The sequence below is a fragment of the Moorena sp. SIO4G3 genome, assembly GCF_010692305.1.
GTDB classification, from domain to species: domain Bacteria; phylum Cyanobacteriota; class Cyanobacteriia; order Cyanobacteriales; family Coleofasciculaceae; genus Moorena; species Moorena producens_A.
The window spans coordinates 24,181-41,412 of the sequence record NZ_JAAHIG010000002.1 but is presented as its reverse complement, the minus strand read 5'-3'; the positions used below and the strand labels follow the sequence as shown (position 1 = coordinate 41,412).

The 17,232-nt window shown below is 42.8% G+C and carries 19 protein-coding genes and 2 pseudogenes; 7 read left to right on the top strand and 14 right to left on the bottom strand.

From position 1 onward, the window contains the following. Positions 1-98: 98 nt before the first annotated feature. The 3 genes from F6J99_RS00635 to F6J99_RS00625 form a co-directional block, all read right to left on the bottom strand. Positions 99-2,456: a CHASE2 domain-containing protein gene (locus F6J99_RS00635; protein WP_293111260.1), complete on the bottom strand. Its 2,358-nt coding sequence runs from the start codon at positions 2,454-2,456 to the stop codon at positions 99-101. Between the two features lie 143 nt (positions 2,457-2,599). Then, a complete protein-coding gene (locus F6J99_RS00630) occupies positions 2,600-3,517 on the bottom strand; it encodes a DUF1822 family protein (protein WP_293111259.1) in 918 nt (305 codons plus the stop codon). A 36-nt stretch (positions 3,518-3,553) separates the two neighbouring features. Continuing rightward, positions 3,554-4,210, bottom strand: a complete 657-nt coding sequence (locus tag F6J99_RS00625; protein WP_293111258.1) for a hypothetical protein — start codon at positions 4,208-4,210, stop codon at positions 3,554-3,556. A 158-nt stretch (positions 4,211-4,368) separates the two neighbouring features. Here F6J99_RS00625 and F6J99_RS00620 point away from each other — a divergent pair, with 158 nt between their 5' ends. Beyond that, positions 4,369-4,581, top strand: a complete 213-nt coding sequence (locus F6J99_RS00620; protein ID WP_293111257.1) for a hypothetical protein — start codon at positions 4,369-4,371, stop codon at positions 4,579-4,581. 10 nt (positions 4,582-4,591) lie between these two features. Here the strand turns inward: F6J99_RS00620 and F6J99_RS00615 are convergent, their stop codons facing one another. Next, the gene (locus tag F6J99_RS00615; RefSeq protein WP_293111256.1) at positions 4,592-4,813 is read right to left on the bottom strand and encodes a hypothetical protein; all 222 of its coding nucleotides are present in this window, start codon (positions 4,811-4,813) and stop codon (positions 4,592-4,594) included. 19 nt (positions 4,814-4,832) lie between these two features. Between F6J99_RS00615 and F6J99_RS00610 the strand changes: the two genes are divergently transcribed. Further along, the gene (locus tag F6J99_RS00610; protein WP_293111255.1) at positions 4,833-5,837 is read left to right on the top strand and encodes a BadF/BadG/BcrA/BcrD ATPase family protein; all 1,005 of its coding nucleotides are present in this window, start codon (positions 4,833-4,835) and stop codon (positions 5,835-5,837) included. A 48-nt stretch (positions 5,838-5,885) separates the two neighbouring features. On the opposite strand, the gene F6J99_RS00605 is transcribed toward F6J99_RS00610, so the two are convergent. The 5 genes from F6J99_RS00605 to F6J99_RS00585 all read right to left on the bottom strand — a co-directional run bounded on the left by F6J99_RS00605 (position 5,886) and on the right by F6J99_RS00585 (position 8,909). Beyond that, complete coding sequence (locus tag F6J99_RS00605; RefSeq protein ID WP_293111254.1) at positions 5,886-6,779, bottom strand: DUF4351 domain-containing protein; 894 nt, start codon at positions 6,777-6,779, stop codon at positions 5,886-5,888. A gap of 96 nt (positions 6,780-6,875) precedes the next feature. Then, positions 6,876-7,127, bottom strand: coding sequence for a DUF4351 domain-containing protein (locus tag F6J99_RS00600; RefSeq protein ID WP_293111253.1), 252 nt, complete (start codon positions 7,125-7,127; stop codon positions 6,876-6,878). Between the two features lie 76 nt (positions 7,128-7,203). After that, positions 7,204-8,187 carry a DUF4351 domain-containing protein gene (locus F6J99_RS00595; protein ID WP_293111252.1) on the bottom strand — a complete coding sequence of 328 codons (984 nt, stop codon included), beginning with the start codon at positions 8,185-8,187 and terminating at the stop codon, positions 7,204-7,206. 232 nt (positions 8,188-8,419) lie between these two features. Beyond that, complete coding sequence (locus F6J99_RS00590; RefSeq protein WP_365972348.1) at positions 8,420-8,578, bottom strand: hypothetical protein; 159 nt, start codon at positions 8,576-8,578, stop codon at positions 8,420-8,422. Beyond that, a complete protein-coding gene (locus F6J99_RS00585; RefSeq protein ID WP_293111288.1) occupies positions 8,547-8,909 on the bottom strand; it encodes a hypothetical protein in 363 nt (120 codons plus the stop codon). Before F6J99_RS00585 ends, F6J99_RS00590 begins: the two co-directional genes overlap by 32 nt. 169 nt (positions 8,910-9,078) lie before the next feature. On the opposite strand from F6J99_RS00585, the pseudogene F6J99_RS00580 reads away from it, so the two are divergent. Beyond that, a pseudogene (locus tag F6J99_RS00580) lies at positions 9,079-9,183 on the top strand (DNA-binding protein); the annotation flags it as partial. Positions 9,184-9,307: 124 nt separating this feature from the next. Here the strand turns inward: F6J99_RS00580 and F6J99_RS00575 are convergent. Both F6J99_RS00575 and F6J99_RS00570 read right to left on the bottom strand, forming a co-directional pair. Then, on the bottom strand, positions 9,308-10,135 hold the full coding sequence (locus F6J99_RS00575; RefSeq protein ID WP_293111250.1) for a hypothetical protein: 828 nt from the start codon (positions 10,133-10,135) through the stop codon (positions 9,308-9,310). 437 nt (positions 10,136-10,572) lie between these two features. Then, positions 10,573-11,241 carry a hypothetical protein gene (locus F6J99_RS00570; RefSeq protein WP_293111249.1) on the bottom strand — a complete coding sequence of 223 codons (669 nt, stop codon included), beginning with the start codon at positions 11,239-11,241 and terminating at the stop codon, positions 10,573-10,575. A gap of 170 nt (positions 11,242-11,411) precedes the next feature. On the opposite strand from F6J99_RS00570, the pseudogene F6J99_RS00565 reads away from it, so the two are divergent. Then, positions 11,412-11,553: pseudogene (locus F6J99_RS00565) on the top strand (DNA-binding protein); the annotation flags it as partial. 9 nt (positions 11,554-11,562) lie between these two features. On the opposite strand, the gene F6J99_RS00560 reads toward F6J99_RS00565, so the two are convergent. Both F6J99_RS00560 and F6J99_RS00555 read right to left on the bottom strand, forming a co-directional pair. Beyond that, positions 11,563-12,408, bottom strand: a complete 846-nt coding sequence (locus F6J99_RS00560; protein WP_293111248.1) for a hypothetical protein — start codon at positions 12,406-12,408, stop codon at positions 11,563-11,565. A 94-nt stretch (positions 12,409-12,502) separates the two neighbouring features. After that, positions 12,503-12,646, bottom strand: coding sequence for a hypothetical protein (locus F6J99_RS00555; RefSeq protein WP_293111247.1), 144 nt, complete (start codon positions 12,644-12,646; stop codon positions 12,503-12,505). A 40-nt stretch (positions 12,647-12,686) separates the two neighbouring features. On the opposite strand from F6J99_RS00555, the gene F6J99_RS00550 reads away from it, so the two are divergent. The 3 genes from F6J99_RS00550 to F6J99_RS00540 all read left to right on the top strand — a co-directional run bounded on the left by F6J99_RS00550 (position 12,687) and on the right by F6J99_RS00540 (position 14,054). Further along, positions 12,687-13,139 carry a helix-turn-helix domain-containing protein gene (locus tag F6J99_RS00550; protein WP_293111246.1) on the top strand — a complete coding sequence of 151 codons (453 nt, stop codon included), beginning with the start codon at positions 12,687-12,689 and terminating at the stop codon, positions 13,137-13,139. 340 nt (positions 13,140-13,479) lie between these two features. Beyond that, positions 13,480-13,716: a hypothetical protein gene (locus F6J99_RS00545; protein ID WP_293111245.1), complete on the top strand. Its 237-nt coding sequence runs from the start codon at positions 13,480-13,482 to the stop codon at positions 13,714-13,716. Then, positions 13,710-14,054, top strand: coding sequence for a type II toxin-antitoxin system PemK/MazF family toxin (locus F6J99_RS00540; RefSeq protein WP_293025231.1), 345 nt, complete (start codon positions 13,710-13,712; stop codon positions 14,052-14,054). Before F6J99_RS00545 ends, F6J99_RS00540 begins: the two co-directional genes overlap by 7 nt. Positions 14,055-14,240: 186 nt before the next feature. On the opposite strand, the gene polA is transcribed toward F6J99_RS00540, so the two are convergent. Next, positions 14,241-17,231 carry a DNA polymerase I gene (gene polA / locus F6J99_RS00535; protein WP_293111244.1) on the bottom strand — a complete coding sequence of 997 codons (2,991 nt, stop codon included), beginning with the start codon at positions 17,229-17,231 and terminating at the stop codon, positions 14,241-14,243. Position 17,232 lies beyond the last annotated feature (1 nt).

The following is a 17,232-nucleotide window of genomic DNA, read 5'->3' as shown; positions in this document are numbered from 1 at the left end:
CAACTGTAAGCGCACCGGGGATACTTTTAGAGTTTTGTATCCCCCAAAATAGGGAGCTATGGAGGAAAATTATACCCAAAATCAGCAAATACATTTTGTCAATTACCCAAAACCGAGCAACTCATAGATAGAGTCCTGTTGTAACCAACAATCATCCCTGTAGCTACAAAAGCCAAACCCGAAGGGACTAAAGGTATCCACCAACCTTGAATAAAGACAACAAAGCAAACACCAGATAAAACTGCTAGATTGGCGATACCCACTCCCACCCAATGAAAGAGTCGTTTACAGACCAACACCAAGAAACCCCCTAGACTCCCCCAAGCCCAAATCCACAAAAACTCTCCCCACTCGGACCATATCCACAACAGTTGTTGTCCATCTTTCACCGCACTCAGAATCTGACTAACCATCTGAGCATGAATAAATACACCACGCATCTCTATAGTCTGGTTTGAATTCCGAGTAAAAGGAGTGGAAAAATCATCTTGAACGCTAGGGGCAGTAACACCAATCAAAACTACCCGGTCTTTAACCCAACTCGGTTCAAATTGATCCGTTAGAATCTGTTTTAGGGTAACCCTTTGGGCGATATCACCAGGAGTGCGATAATCCAGTAGCATCTGATAGCCAGCATTACTCGTTGCGGAGTAATTACCAGCATAACCAGGCAACGACCTTAACGTGGTTTCCCCTAATTGCACCTCACCCTCTGGTGTGACCTTAGGGTCAATCCCCTCTGCCCCTAAGTAATGTAGTGCTAACTGCAAACTTAGAGACGTCTCAGTCTGACAAGGGGAATCACGGTTAAAGGTAGCATACCAAAGATAACGGCGCAGTACGCCATCGGAGTCAATCACCACATCCGTAAAGCCCAAACGTTCCGGTGGCACTTCTGGGGGTGGGGCAATACCACCATAGTTACGAGTGGGGTTACTAGCTTGACAGACAGCAAAAAAGTTATCCATCCTTGGCAAGCGATCCGCCAAATCCTGATATTCGTCACTGACCGGAAAATCCCGATAGATATCCAAGCCAATGGCACGAGGGTGATGAGCCTGTAATTTATCCAACAGTTGAGCCAAAGCCGCATCAGACAGGGACCACTTACGCTTCATACCCTGGTCATCCTGATACTGAAAATCCTCTTCAGTTATTTCAACCACTAACAGCCTCGGGTCAACCCCTTGGTCGGGTCGCCAGCGCATAAATTGGTCATAAGCCTGTAACTCCCAGGGTTGGATTACCCCCAATGGCCGCACCACCATCAGGGCAAGGGTAACCAGAAAACTGGCAATCACAGCCGTGCGGGGTAACTGCCAACGAGACTGGTTGATCGGACCATAGCGTAATTCTTTCCAAGTGGGGGGTTGAACGGTAGGGTTTTGGCAAACCACCGGTAACCAACTGGCACAGGGATACTGTTGTTCCCAGCCATGTAATTTTTCCCGTGCTTCTGCCACCGAGCTATACAGAGACTCACCCCGGATGTAAGCTTCTAGAAAATACCGCAAAAACTTGGGTGATACTGGGTCTGGCACTTTCTCTGCCATCACAATCACCTGGGGCAAATACAAATCCTGCTGTGCTGCCAACTGGTAGGCTAAGCCGAGACCATCACAGGAATTAAAAATAGCTAACTGCAACCCTCGTGCGATCGCATTCTTCAAGGCAAACCGCAGATCATCGATAGTCAACCGTTCCGTCTGATTGAGTTGAATTTCCCCCCGCTGCCCCTCTTGGGAAGTGCCACTGTGACCAGCAAAAAACAGAATATCCCACCCCTGCTCCCATAACTGCTGATTCAACTCCGATGCCTGGGGTTCCTGCCGCCAGGTAATTTGTGCTCCCGCCTGACCCGCCAACTCCTCCAACGCCTGCTGATCTGCTTGCTGGTTAAGATTGGCACCCTGACCCAAAATTGCCAGAATTTTCACCTTGCCCTTGGGGGTAATCTGGCGCTTAACAGGGTTGGGACAATCGTATTCAATGGCACTCAGGGCAACGTCGGCTTGGGCTTCCGCCAGTAAATCCCAGCGGTGCCAGGGAAACCGACGCAGCCAGGGATTATTGGTCTGTAACAGCAGTTGAAATTTTTTCCCCGAGCCCAATAACTTATCCCGAATCGAGCGAAACTCTGGGTCAGTATTGAGCCAGTGATTAAGACTCCCTTCCAACACCTCAGCTGCTTGCCGACAAGCTGCAAACGCTTCCCCCCGCTGGGATGAATTGGTCACCTGTTCGGGATTGGCACTCAGAGCACGAAATAGCATTTCCAAACTCAGATACCGTTGCTGCCAATGGCGATAACAGTTGAGTAAGTCTCGATTCCCCGACAACCGCCCTTTAATCCGAGTTTGGGACGGAGAATGGATATCCCCTTGCCGAATTTCCAGGGTGGCATCAAACCCCTGCTCAATTTCTCCGTCTAATCTTAACGTTAACAGCCTCTTCATTGATCTATTTTTGACAATTTTAAGGTAAGCACGTAGGGTGCGTTAGGGGCGGACTTGCCCAGATTTTTCCCCTCATAGCCAACATTGGGATAGTCCGCCCCGTAACGCACCACCAGCATTGGGATAGTCCGCCTGACTTTAGCTCAAACCTGAAACCTTTCCGTTACACTAGCTTCACCTAAAGACACCTGAATTCCGAAGTCATCTCCCCGTTGGGCATTAAACTGATATTGGATGAATTCATCATTACTTCTGGCGGTTACTTCGGTAAAAACATCACCGGTTGCAGTTAGTACCGATAGTTTCAAATTCGGAGGCAAGGTTAGTGCTTCACCCTTGGGATAAACCTGTGCTCGAACGCTGGCAGTTTCCTTATCAATTTTTCCAACAGTAATAATTAAAACGACAGGATTACCCGCTAGTTCTAGCCCTAAATCAAATAAATCAATTGGTTTAGCTCGTTGTTGCTGGTATTCGGTATTTCTAAATGCTGGTCTAAGTTGTGGAGAAACCAAATCGCTAACCGACTGCCAACCTACTTGAAAATTACCCTTCAACCATTCCCGTAAGTTCACGACATCTGACTCCGGCTCTGGTAATTGGTTAATTAACTGCTCAAGAGACTGGATTTTACTAATCTCCAAGCTTCCTGCCAGTGCAGTTTTGGCAAATCCTAGCAGTTTAGCTTGATTACTTGCTTGATTAATTTCTACCACCACATAACCAACTCGGTCTTGCCGACTTTCTGGTGGGATGTGACAAACTTGGTCACCAGCTAAAACAGGACGACATTCCAATTTCCCCCAACCTTTAACCATCAAGTCGGATACATTCATTAGCGATCGCAGGGCTGGATTGCTGCTATCACTTGCTGCTAAATCGGTTTCTACTTCCAGACACTGTTGTAAGTAGAAATTTACTGCATAAACCGCTAATGTATTTAGGTAAACGTCTTGAGCTTTATCTGGTTCGTGCTGTTCCCGACTCAAGGTTTCTGCTAGTTGATAGGTACCTCGGGTAATAGGCACAGAAAATGTCAAATGTTCCTTTAAGTTATTCATTGTTGCTCTCTCGATACATTGAATCTTATTGGTCAGTTATTCCTGCAAGTATTCCTTAAACGTGTCAGCAAAATACTTGCAACAGCGCCAGTAGAAACTTTGCACCGTTGACGCTTGCTTTGGCTTTAACCCAACTGCTACAGCAGTCTGTTGCCAACTATTCCGGTCTAGATATAAAAGAGCTATAGTTCTGAAGTTGGCTTTAGGATGTCCCTTAACGTGTTTGCTGGCAAACAGCCCCTCAGAGTCTTCTTCAATACACTGACGTACAAGCTGTGAAGGTAACCGAGTGTCTTCTGGTTGGGCAACGGTATCTAAATAGGTCATACCTGATTGATTGACCTTACCCCCATCGGAAGAGTTTATTGGTGCATCTAGTGAGTACTCCCGTCCCTGTTTGGTATGTCGTTTCCTGGCATCAATCAACCGCCTCTTGAAGACGTAATTGACCCAGTTAATCACCGGACCTCTCGGTTCATAAGTATCAATTTTTTTGAACACGTACAACCAAGTCTCTTGAAGTGCTTCATCGTAAACCTCCTGAGGAGTGTCATATCTCCTGCGAGATAATCTGCCGGATGCTTGAATAATTTGAATCAGCCGAGTCAGGGCTAGACGACGGCCACGGCTTTTTGGGGAATGCTGTTGAGCTTCTATAGCTAGCTGTTGTAGTCGTTCCTCCAGTTGGTTCATGGGTTAACTCCATCTCAATCCATCTCCTGGATTTACCTTTCTAAATAACTAACGGTGGCCAACCCCGGATTCTATGCAAAGTCGGAAAAAATTTTTTAAATGGGCTCTCTAGCGGGATTTGGCATGGAATCGGTCTTTGAGAAAGTTAACAAAAACAGATGAGGCTGTTTTTTTTATCTCTGCCCATGTACAATCCTAAAACCATCAAGCATTGGCTCGTCGGACTGATTGCTATTCCTGTAATCTGGTCAGCCTACTGCGAGTATGAAAATAAACCCTTTACCCAAGCCAGTGATGTGATCAATACCCTGGTGCAAGTTACAGTATTAGTCGATGCCCTTGTCAAGCAAGAAGACTCAGATAACAACTAATTGTAGGCTTTTAGCTAGTTTTGAATGCGATCGCTAAACTGGCATCTTGGTAGAACTGGCATCTTGCCAGTTTCAATTTGGGTAGAACTGGCATCTTGCCAGTTTCATGTATTTGATCTTGGGTATAACTGGCATCTTGGTAGAACTGGCATCTTGCCAGTTTCAATGTGCGTAGAACTGGCATCTTGCCAGTTTCAATGTGCGTAGAACTGGCATCTTGCCAGTGTTTCATTATAGTCAACTAACTATAAATGACCACCTGTGTAATCGGAATAGATGGCGGTGCCAGTAAAACCCTTTGTGTAGTCCTCAACCACCAAGGTCAAGTCCTAGGTCGAGGAGAAGCCGACGCCTCCAACTATCACACTGTTGGTATCAATACCGCTTTCGCCTCCATAGAATCAGCTATTCGCCTCGCCACCCAACAAGCTTCCGCTAAACTCTCCATGGAATCGGTCACAGTGGAAGCCATTTGTTTGGGATTAGCGGGTGTTGGTCGTCCACGAGATATAGAAATGGTGCGAGGCTTCGTCCAACAGTTGTTGTCAAGTCAGACAATTCCGGTCACTTGGGCATTACTCCCCTCTACTGTTGTTATTTGTGATGATGCTTTGATTGCCTTAGTGGGGGGAGTAGGTAAGCCTGTGGGAGTTGTTGCGATCGCAGGCACCGGCTCAATCGTTTTTGGACGCAATGCCCAAGGAAATACCAAGCGAGTTGGTGGCTGGGGGCATATCCTAGGAGATGTTGGCAGTGCCTATCACATTGCCATCTCTGGATTACGAGCCGCTATCAACGCCTATGATGGCTGTGCTGTTACTAGTCTAAGAGCAACTAGTCTTCAGGAGCGCTTCACTACCCATTTTAATATATTAAACTTTAATTATATCACAGATATCATCTATCAGCCAGGGTGGGGAGTCAAAGAAATTGCATCCTTAGCACCAATTGTCGATCAAGCAGCGGCTGAAGGCGATCAGGTAGCCATTAGCATTATCGAAGATACAGTTAATCAACTAGCAAAAGCTACCCAAGTTGTAATTGAAAGCGTCTTTACCCCTGACTCACAATGTGAAGTAGTAACCACCGGAAGTGTCTGGCATGGTCTTTCCTCAATCCGTCAGCAATTTGAATCATCCCTTGTCAGGCTTAGCCCTAATGCTAAAGTGATTTGGCCTCGCTATGAGCCTGCTTATGGTGCCGGTTTGTTAGGGTTGCGGAGTCTAGGCAATAGGCATGCTAGCAATAGGCAATAGGCAAGAGTAACCCACCCCACGGTCGAAGTGGGGTGTGGTCTTATTTAATTAATTGGGCAAATGTTGAGTAAACTCATCTAGGGAGTTAACCGTTAATGCTGTTGCCATCAACTCTTCTAGTTGTTCGAGAGTTAAGGCTTGAATTCTGACGGATATCTCTGAAGGAATCTCCGAAAATCGCAGTTTAAGGATGCGCTCTAAACTGCCTCGACGTTCTTGTTGGATGCCTTGTTCAATGCCTTGAGCAACACCCTCTTGTAAAATCTCTTGATACCAGGGTGATTCTCGTAATACTGTCATATCCCACCTCATGATTTGTTGAATTAACGGTATTTCTAATACAAAGCTAGCGAAGAAAGCTAACAATGGCTCTAGTTGATTTAAGGTTTGATCCGCTCGTAGCGCCTGCACTGCTGAGCGCAATTTTGATTCACTACCACCTCCAAATAAAATTGGGACAAATGGAAATAGGGGAGGTAATGGTTGTTCTAATACTAATTCAGCCTCTACTTCCCACAGATTAATTACCCGATAATCTTGACGAGCCTTTAATCCCATGAATTCCCTGTCGTAGCAATTTTCAATAGTAACCGTGGCTGGGGGCGGCAAGATGTTAATTAATACCGGATAAGCGGATAGGTTGTATTTCTCCTCAGCTAAGGCAACATAATTGCGCATTCTCTGAGGCATGTTCTGGTCATAGCGTAGTTGTAATTCATTGAGAATCAGAAATTCGGAGTGTTCAGGACTAGACGCTTTTACAATGACATCGCTTTCGCGACTAATCCATTGAAACTCAGCATCGAGTAACTGAGATGCCCGCACTTGGGAATTACCGGTTACCCATTGCACCCAAGCATTAGGAGCGAGACTGATTAGGCGTTTGCTACCAATGTCTTGATGCAGTCGCTCATGGGGGAAACCCCCAAGACCGCGCTGCATCGCTATCTGCACGTTTTGTCATACAATTGATCCAATTAAGACTAATTATTGACTTACGCCCACCCCACGGTCGAAGTGGGGTGTGGCCTTATTTAATTAATTAGGCAAATTTTGACTAAACTCATCTAGGGAGTTAACGGTTAATGCTGTGGCCATCAACTCTTCTAATTGTTCGAGAGTTAAGGATTGAATTCTGACGGATATCTCTGAAGGAATCTCGGAAAATCGCAGTTTAAGGATGCGCTCTAAACTGCCTCGACGTTCTTGTTGGATGCCTTGTTCAATGCCTTGAGCAAGACCCTCTTGTAAAATCTCTTGATACCAGGGTGATTCTCGTAATACTGTCATATCCCACCTCATGATTTGTTGAATTCGAGGAAAACCCACCCCACGGTCGAGGTGGGGTGTGGCCTTATTTAATTAATTAATTGGGCAAATCTTGAATAAACTCATCTAGGGAGTTAACGGTTAATGCTGTTGCCATCAACTCTTCTAATTGTTCGAGAGTTAAGGCTTGAATTCTGACGGATATCTCTGAAGGAATCTCGGAAAATCGCAGTTTAAGGATGCGCTCTAAACTGCCTCGACGTTCTTGTTGGATGCCTTGTTCAATCCCTTGTTCAATCCCTTGTTCAATCCCTTGAGCAACCCCTTGTTGGATGCCTTGTTCAATTCCTTGAGCAACCCCTTGTTGGATGCCTTGTTCAATTCCTTGTTCAATGCCTTGTTCAATCCCTTGAGCAAGACCCTCTTGTAAAATCTCTTGATACCAGGGTGATTCTCGTAATACTGTCATATCCCACCTCATGATTTGTTGAATTAAAGGTATCTCTAACACGAAGCTAGCAAAAAAAGCTAACAACGGTTCTAGTTGATTCAAGGTTTGATCCGCTCGTAAAGCCTGCACCGCTGAGCGCAATTTTGATTCACTACCACCTCCTTTTAAGATCGGTACAAATGGAAATAGAGGAGGTAATGGTTGTTCTAATACTAATTCAGCCTCTACTTCCCAGAGATTAATTACCCGATAATCTTGACGCGCCTTTAATCCCATGAATTCACTGTCGTAACAATTTTCAATAGTAACCGTGGTTGGAGGTGGCAAGATGTTAATTAATACCGGATAAGCGGATAGGTTGTATTTCTCCTCAGCTAAAGCCACATAATTGCGCATTCGCTGAGGCATGTTCTGGTCATAGCGTAGTTGTAATTCATTGAGAATCAGAAATTCTTGATGTTGAGGACTAGACGCTTTAACAATTACATCGCTTTCTCGACTAATCCATTGAAACTCAGCATCCAGTAACTGAGATGCCCGCACTTGGGAATTACCGGTTACCCATTGCACCCAAGCATTGGGTGCTAAACTGATTAGGCGTTTGCTACCAATATCTACAGGTTTTGCCATAGAGAATTGACCGAATCAAGACTAATGATTGACTTACACGCACCCCACTTTGCAGGGCTTTTTATGGGGTTCAACTAAAATTTGATTAGACTTCTTCCAGAAGTCGGGAACAGGGAACAGGGAACAGGGAACAGTGGACAAGAATTGACGTAAACACTATCAGAAAAATACTTTTGCAAGAGGTCTATTAGTAAAGAGCTGGGCTTTTAAAACTTCCTACACTTCCTGCTTCTTAAGATTCTTCCTCTGTAGACTCGCCGTCTATAGAATCGCCGTCTATAGGGTCTCCTAAATCGAAGATAATAATAAATTTTTCATCAGGCATCAGCCGTTTAAGAGCCTGCAAGTGACCCTCCGCATCAGAGCGGTTCCGAAAACGACGAACAACCATCCGCTGCATTAGAGGCAGTAGACGAATGAGCGCCCATGGATATAGGCGTTGAGAGTACGACATAAAATATTAGGTATCTCCTTAACTGGGGCTCCAGAGCCAGCCTGTAGCCGGGAGAAACTGTCGGCTGGCTCTTACCGTGGAACGTTTTAGCGCCCACGGTAATTTTATTATAACACAAATAATCTTTCATTATAACATTTTTTGAAAACTTTTGTAACAAATTTTTTCGGGAGTCGGGAGTCGGGAATCGGGAGCAGGGAATAGGGAGCAGGGAGCAGGGAGCAGGGAGCAGGGAGTAGTGGAGTGGAGAAAAATCCTGTGTACCCAAAAATAAATTAACTAATTAATTGTTATACATAACTATCTGGCATGGGAGCTTGGAGCCGCTAAAAGCGATTGGCCGTAGGCCACGCTACGGGATTTACCTTTGGTCACGCTACGCGATCGCATTCCCGATTCCCGATTCCCGACTCCCGATTCCCGACTCCCGATTCCCGAAAATAAATGCTCCGTGTAAGATTGTGTATCAGCCGGATAATCCACTCGATTGTGGCGCTCGTTTGTGGATTGAAACCTTCTGTGATATTGACTTTATTTCTTGATGCAGTCGCTCATGGGGGGAACCCCCAAGACCGCTTAGGTGCGCTTTCCGTAGGCGAATTTAATTCGCCACGGGTCGCACCTCTGCATCGCTGGTGGTAGTTTTCCGGCTACTAGCTAAGTCGGTCAAGGGTTTTTATCGAATTCTTTTTGACAAGATTCTATATGATGATGCTTATTGTTATAAGCATATTGTAGAGCATACTTGCTAGAGGTAGAGATTTTATCCCAACTTATTCGATACCACTTCGATAAATTTATTGGGTCAACACTTTCGACCTGTGGTATAAAATCAAGGCCATAAGAAATTCCAGTTACATCTTCCAGTATATTACGCCGTATAATTCCTTTAAAACAAAGGATATCATCACTTTGAAACGTATATCTTGTCCCTAAGATACTATTTCCTTGCTTTTGAAAAATAATATATCTACTATAGTCTTTGTTGTGTTGATAAAAATAGATGCCATCAGTAAAGCCTTCTACTCCAACTAATTGTCTCCACTTTTTTTCCCACTTAAGGATCGCATCTTGAGCTTTATTATGGACAGACGTTGATGAAGGAATTTTTTTTGCCAAGTTAATGGCTAATTTATAATTTTCATCAACGGGTTTCAACTCCTGAGTTTTTACCACTTTCTCTGCTTGAGCCAACTGTCCTTGAGCACACTGATTTAGAAAAGCTCGTGCATTATACGATTGGTGAGAAGTTTCAGGAATTTCCAGAGCTTTGTTCATACACTCGACAAAGTCTTTATTGATGATCAGGTCTTCCATAGTTTCCACAAATAGTCGCTCTTGATGAGATAGCCATTGCTGATAGCCAAAAATGACTCCCTCACCAGTAATGAAAAGTGTTGCAATACCGATTCCCATCCATAAAAAATTCTTAACTAAAGATCTAGGTGGATTCTGCGGGTTTACTAGCTTCTGATCTTGTTTGTAATTTTGCATCTGATGACTCTAGTATTTATATGTCTAAAGATTCTAACCACTCCTCAAGTGATTGAAAAGGATCTGATCCTTAAAGGCCATTCCTTACAACTTTAGATTTCCCTGCTATTAGTACGGAAGAGCCATAATGTGGATGTCATCGGGTTGGTTGTCAGGACTTACGCAAAATTAGGAATTATACGCTATAACTAGCGTAGGGTGCGTTGCAACGCACCCTACAGGTAGATTTTATGCTGAAATTAATAAAGATATTGTTTCCAATCAGACTTAAAGCTTATCAAAGCTGATGAAGATCAGATTTTTTTCAGTGGTTATAGGGTTATTTCACAGCAGAATAATACGGTGTTATCTATGATTGGTTAGTGATGTAGGGCGGTGCATAAGCTGGGGTTTTGAGGGATTAACACCTGGACTCAGCGACGCAATAAAAGCAACTCTTAGTTTTCTTGGTTGGGGCTAATAAGCCTTAAGCAAATTTTCAAAGAAGATTTATCCCCAATCTTCTTCCCATCAGAAATCCTGGTAAGTTGATAACTGCCAGGAGGCCAAGTAGGAGCACAGACAAGATCAGAACTTACACCATTCAATATTTGTTTGCAAATGTTTAAAGAAGATGTATCCCCAATCTTCTTTGCATCAGAAATCCTGGTAATTTGATAACTGCCAGGAGGCCAAGTAGGAGCACAGACAAGATCAGCAGTTGCACTATTCAATATTTGTTGGCAAGTGTTGAAAGAAGATGTATCTCCAATCTTTTTATCATCAGAAATCCTGGTAATTTGATAACTGCCAGGAGGCCAAGTAGGAGCACAGATAAGATTATTTTTAATTGAAGGTGTCCCTTGATTACTATTATTACTTGAAGGTGTCCCTTGATTACTATTATTACTTGAAGGTGTCCCTTGATTACTCGTGTGCTTACAAATTGAGTTATTGAGAATAGCCTGAGTATTAACTTTTTCTTCTAGGCTACCATCCAAACAAATTACATTGAAGCTATTATTGGCATTTTGGTGCATATACCTAACGTTTTGAATACCAGCAAAAACAGGTGTGGGCATAAGCAAAGTATAAACAAATGAACACAAAAGAGTTAATTTTTTCATATTTTATCTGCTCAATTAGGTGCATTTTCATTATTCTTGACTACTGTTCCCATTCTTTGTTCCTGACAACTGCTGCGAATTTTAATTTTGTAGGTTTTAGTGTGTAAAGCACTAAAGAGGTTAGGGTTAAAATAATCGTTGCAATATATGCTATGTATACTTTTCAGCTGATGAACAAGTGCGTTGGAACTATTGAAGCCGCATCTCTATTAGGAATTTCCTCTCGACGATTGCGCCAACTTCTAGAAAAATCGTGTTCGGGGTGCCTATAAAAGCGGTAAATTCTGGATTATTCCTCTGTTCAACTATTTGCTAAGTCTGTTAAGGGATTTGCTCAAGGAATTCTTTTCGACAATCTTCTATAAGAATATTCCTATAATAATAGGCATATTGTAGAGCCTCATTGCTAGACTTAGACGCTTTATCCCAACTTATTCGATACCACTTAGATAAATCTATTGGATCAACACTTTCGATCTGTGGTATAACATCAATGCCACCAGAAATTTGACTTACTTCTTCAACTACATTACGCCGTATAACTCCTCTAAAACAAGCGACAGCATCACTTTGAAAATAATATTGTTTACCTAAGATAGTATTGCCTTGCTTTTCCAAAATAATATATCTATCATATTCTTGATCATGATGGTACAAATAGATTCCATCAGTAAAGCCTTCTACTCCAACTACTTGTTTTAACTTTTCGTTCCACTTAAGGATCGCATCTTGAGCTTGATTATATACAGAGGTTGATGAAGGAATTTGTTTGGCCAAGTTAATGGCTAATTTATAATTCTCATCAACTGGTTTCAACTCCAGAGTTTTTACCACTTTCTTGGCTTGATCCAACTGTCCTTGAGCACACTGATTCAAAAAAGCTTGCGCATTAGAATAGTTTTGAGAACTTTCAGGAATGTCTAGAGCTTTGTTCATACACTCGACAAAGTCTTTATTAATGATCAGGTCTTCCATCGTTTCCACAAATACTCGCTCTTCATCATGAGATAACCATTGCTGATAGCCAAAAATGACTCCCTTACCAGTAATGAAAAGTGTAGCAATACCGATTCCGAACCATAAAAAATTCTTAACTAAAGATCTAGGTGGATTTGGTTGCTTTGGTTGCTTTTGATCTTGCTTTTGATCTTGTTTGTAATTTTGCATATGATCACCGTAGTACTTATATGTCTAAAGAATCTAGCTATTCTTCAAGTGATTGAGAAGGATCTGAACCATTAAAGGCAATTCCTTTCCTCCTTTATGTCTGATTTAACATAGACTTTGCAGTACCCCTGAGGGTACTTTTTGTACTCAAATAAGTAGTTTCTTCCCGATTCCCGATTCCCGATTCCCGATTCCCGATTCCCGATTCCCGAAAATTGCCAATTATCATTTTATCCATTACACTAGTATTATCGGAATAGTTAAAGGGGAGATAACTGATGAACAAGTGCGTTGGAACTACTGAAGCGGCATCTCTATTAGGAATTTCTTCTCGACGATTGCGCCAACTCCTAGAGAAGGGTCGGGTGCGGGGTGCCTATAAAAGCGGGAAATTCTGGATTATTCCTCTGTTCAACGATTTGCCACAAATTACCAAAGGTAATCGTGGACCAAAGGGGAAATGGCGCACTAGTCGTCCGCCAGCTTTAGCGAAGATTAATGTTAATCGCAATCACATTGGCTCGAATATGAAGAAAAGCCCCAAAGACCGGAAGCCAGTGATTTCAGTAAAACGAAAGGGCACCAATCTCTATGGTAATGAAGTGGAAATCCTAGGTCCGTGTAAGATTGTGTATCAGCCGGATAATCCACTGGATTGTGGCGCTCGTTTGTGGATTGAAACCTTCAGTGATATTCACTTTGTTGGTGGGAGTTTTCCGGCGAGTAGTTGAGGGGGTCAGGGGCTTAGCGAGGTCAGCTATCAGCGTCGAAGCGTGTAGCATGCTGTTCGCGTAGCGTGGCCAATGGCCAAGCACTTTTCTCCAAACTTTCAATTCTCATTAATCTGGAACTATTAAATTCTTTCGTTCTAGGTTTCTTTGAAGCTGACTGACCTAAAGTAGCGTGGCCTACGGTCAACGGCTGAGGGCTTAATGCTTAGGTTTTAACGTTTATTTATACCCACCTAGTTATAATTTAAATAACCTACTTAAATACATAATAGGCGGAGCTATTGCAATCTTGGTATAACCAAAGTATAATTAAGAAATAGGTCTTATTCCTAAGGTCACTATGAAAACCGCAATTTCACTTCCAGACTCAGTTTTTGAAGAGGCAGAAGCCCTTGCTAAAGAGATGGGCTTGTCACGTAGTGAACTCTACCTAAAAGCATTAAAAGCTTATCTTAAAAAGTACAATCGCCATCAAATTTTACACAAGCTGAATGAAGTCTACTCTAAAGAGTCTTCTGAGCTAGATCCAGTGATGGCAAAGATACAGTTCATGTCTCTGCCTGATGAGAAATGGTAATGTATCGTGGGGAAATTTGGTGGGCAAATCTGCCTGACCCAAAAGGTTCTGAACCAGGATATCGTCGTCCTGTGTTGATAATTCAAGATGATCTTTTTAATCAGAGCCCTATAAATACGGTTATCGTTGTAATAATTACCTCAAATACTCAGCTAGCAGAAGCCCCAGGCAACGTATTGTTGCCTAGCAAAGTATCAGGCTTATCTAGAGATTCTGTCGCTAATGTTTCTCAGATTTTCACAGTTGACAAAGTATTTCTAACTGAACGCATCGGCTCACTTCCAGACTATTTACAGGAGGAGGTAGATGATGGTTTGCGAATGGTTTTGTATCTCTAGCCACAAGCAGGGCAAACACTTCTAAATTCCAAAACCCTTATTCAGTAAAGATTTCATCATTATACCGGGGAGTTTCAACTCTGAATTAGACTCGGTGGTGCGTTACGGGGCGGACTATTCCAACCCTGGCTACGAGGAGAAAAATCAGGACAAGTCCGCCCCTAACGCACCCTACGCACTATTACCCTATTTCGCTTCCATCCAATTTTCCCCAGCATGTATTTCCACAACTAAAGGAACAGTCAACTTAACTGCTGATTCCATAGTTTCCCGAATTTCTACCTGCAATTCTTCCCATTCATCAGGGGGAATTTCAAAGATTAGTTCATCATGGACTTGTAATAGCAACCGCGCCTTATATTTCTGTAATACTTGATACAAATTAATCATAGCAATTTTGATTATATCAGCGCTAGAGCCTTGGATTGGGGAATTAGCTGCTGCTCTTAATGACCCAGCATCATAGGGATTGATACCCTTAAGTTGATCGAGATCAATCTGATCAAGAGGCTTACCTTGCAGCCTTCTGAGACTGTTACCACCAAAGCTAAAGTAGCGACGCCGTCCGAGTATAGTTTCTACATAGCCTTGTGCGATCGCTTTTTTCTTAGTTTCCTCTAAATAAGCAAACACTAGAGGATAGCGCTGATTCAATCGATCAATAAATTCTTTTCCTTGAGCTGCCGATACCTTAGCTTCCCGAGCAAACCGTTGTGCTCCCATGCCGTAAATTACGCCAAAGTTAATTATCTTACCCAAGCGCCGCTCTTCAGCAGTAATGTCTTCTTTATCAAATAACATTTGCGCTGTCAAGGTATGGACATCGGCTTGAGTTTGATAAGCCTCCACTAGCACTGGCTCTTGACTCAAGTGAGCTAGGATTCGTAACTCAATTTGGGAATAGTCAGCGGATACCAACAGCCAACCGGATTCTGGAATAAAACCCTTCCGAATCTGGCGACTAAAATCAGTACGAATAGGAATATTTTGTAAATTAGGACTAGAGGAGGATAGTCTACCAGTTGTGGTCACGGTCTGATTAAAATCCGTATGTACTCGTTTAGTATCGGAACGCATCAGTGCTGGTAAAGCATCCACATATGTAGATTTTAATTTAGATAAACTACGGTATTCCAGAACAGCATCTACTACTGGATGGTCTCCTTGTAATTTAGCTAATATAGTAGCATCGGTAGAGTAACCGGTTTTGGTTTTACGAGACTTCCTACGATCTAACCCTAGTTTCTCAAACAGTAACTGACTCAGCTGTTTAGGTGAGCCTAAATTGAATTCTTGTCCAGCATCTTGATAGGCTTGCTGTTTAATTGCCACTAAATCCTTTTCCAACTCTTGGGAGAACTGTTCCAGATAATCCTTATCAATACTAATCCCCTGGTATTCCATCTCAGCTAATACCGGTTCGAGGGGTTGCTCTACATCTAGCAACAATTCCTGCAGAGCTGGAATTTTCGCCAATTCTTCTCGCAATTTAGAAACTATTCCGAAGGTGGTATAAGCATCCATCCCACAGTAATCGGCTACCGTGGGGATGTCTAAATCTCCGATAGTTTTTCCTTTTGGAACTAAGTCCTCATAACTTTTTGCTTCTATTCCTAAATAGTGCAGCCCTAAGTCACTAAGTTTATGGCTAGTTTCAGGATTGAGTACATAACTCGCTAGCATGGTATCGAATACCACTCCTGCTAGCTGAATCCCGTTACAACGGAACACTAGTCGGTCAAATTTACTATTTTGTAATACTTTGGGATAATCTGAGCTTTCTAAAATTGGACGTAGGGATTCTAAGACAATATCCTTATCTAAATTAGTCCCATCTTTATGACCGATAGGAATATAAGCAACATCAGTAAATTCTTTTCCCCAACAACAGCCAATCCCCACCAACTGAGCATCCCGTGGTTCCAAATCACTAGTTTCTGTATCCCAAGCCACAGGATTTCCAGCATCGGTATAGTATTTTAGCTGTTCAACTAATTGATTGAGCTTGTCTATAGTATCGATAATTTGTGGTTGGATCGAACCAGTATTAGATCCTTGCTCTTGAAACTCTTCCGTTTCCGCTACACTGAAAAAGGAAATATCATCATCTTCCTCAGTATCAGTATTGCTATCAGTATCGCTATCAGTATCACTATCAGTATTATTTGGGACATCAGTCTGGATATCCTCTAGCACTACGCCACCAAAACGCTGCTGAAGTTTATCTATTTGACTGATAAATGACTTTAACTCTAACTTCTCCAATAGCGGTTTGAGCACCTTAGGATCAAATCCTTGGAGCTGACACTGCTCTAAATCAATATCGATAGGAGTATCAAATCGCAATTCAACCAAATAGCGAGCATGTTCTGCATCTAACTTACCTACTTCCAGCTTCTTCTTAACCGCACCCTTAATAGTATCAAGGGAAGCATAAATATTATCCAGGTTTTGGTACTCTTTGAGTAACTTAACTGCAGTCTTTGCTCCGATACCCTTAACTCCAGGAATATTATCGGATGGATCGCCACAGAGGGCTTTATAATCAACAACTTGAGAAGGTAATACTCCCAATTTTGCTTCTACTTCTTCCAATCCATATTCCGCAGGTCCAACTGTAGCACTCCCTTTTGCAAAGGCACCACTGAGATATAAAACGGTAATCCCTTTATCTGGAGCAACTAGTTGAAATAAATCGCGATCGCCAGATACAACTTTGACACGATAGCCTTGATCAGTAGCTTGGTGAGCTAAAGTTGCCAATACATCATCAGCTTCATAACCAGGAGAGGTTATTACTGGGATTCTTAACCCTTCCAGTAACTGCTGGAGATTGTTTACATCTGGGAGGAAATCTTCTGGTGTTTCGGTGCGATTGGCTTTATAACTAGCATCGGCTTGTTGGCGAAAGGTGGCTTCTTTGGTATCGAAAGCAATTGCGATCGCATTCGGGTTTTCTGACTCCATTACCTCTAGCAAAGATTTAATGAAGCCAAAACAGACACTGGTAGGAATTCCAGTTTTAGTGCGTAATCCACCCTGACGACTTTTGGCAAAAGCAAAATAGGAGCGAAAAGCCAGAGAATGACCATCAATTAGGATCAGTAGCGGGGATGCTGCCATTGCGTCATCATCAGGGAGCGGGGGAGAGTTTTCAGAAGAAGTAGATTTGGGCATA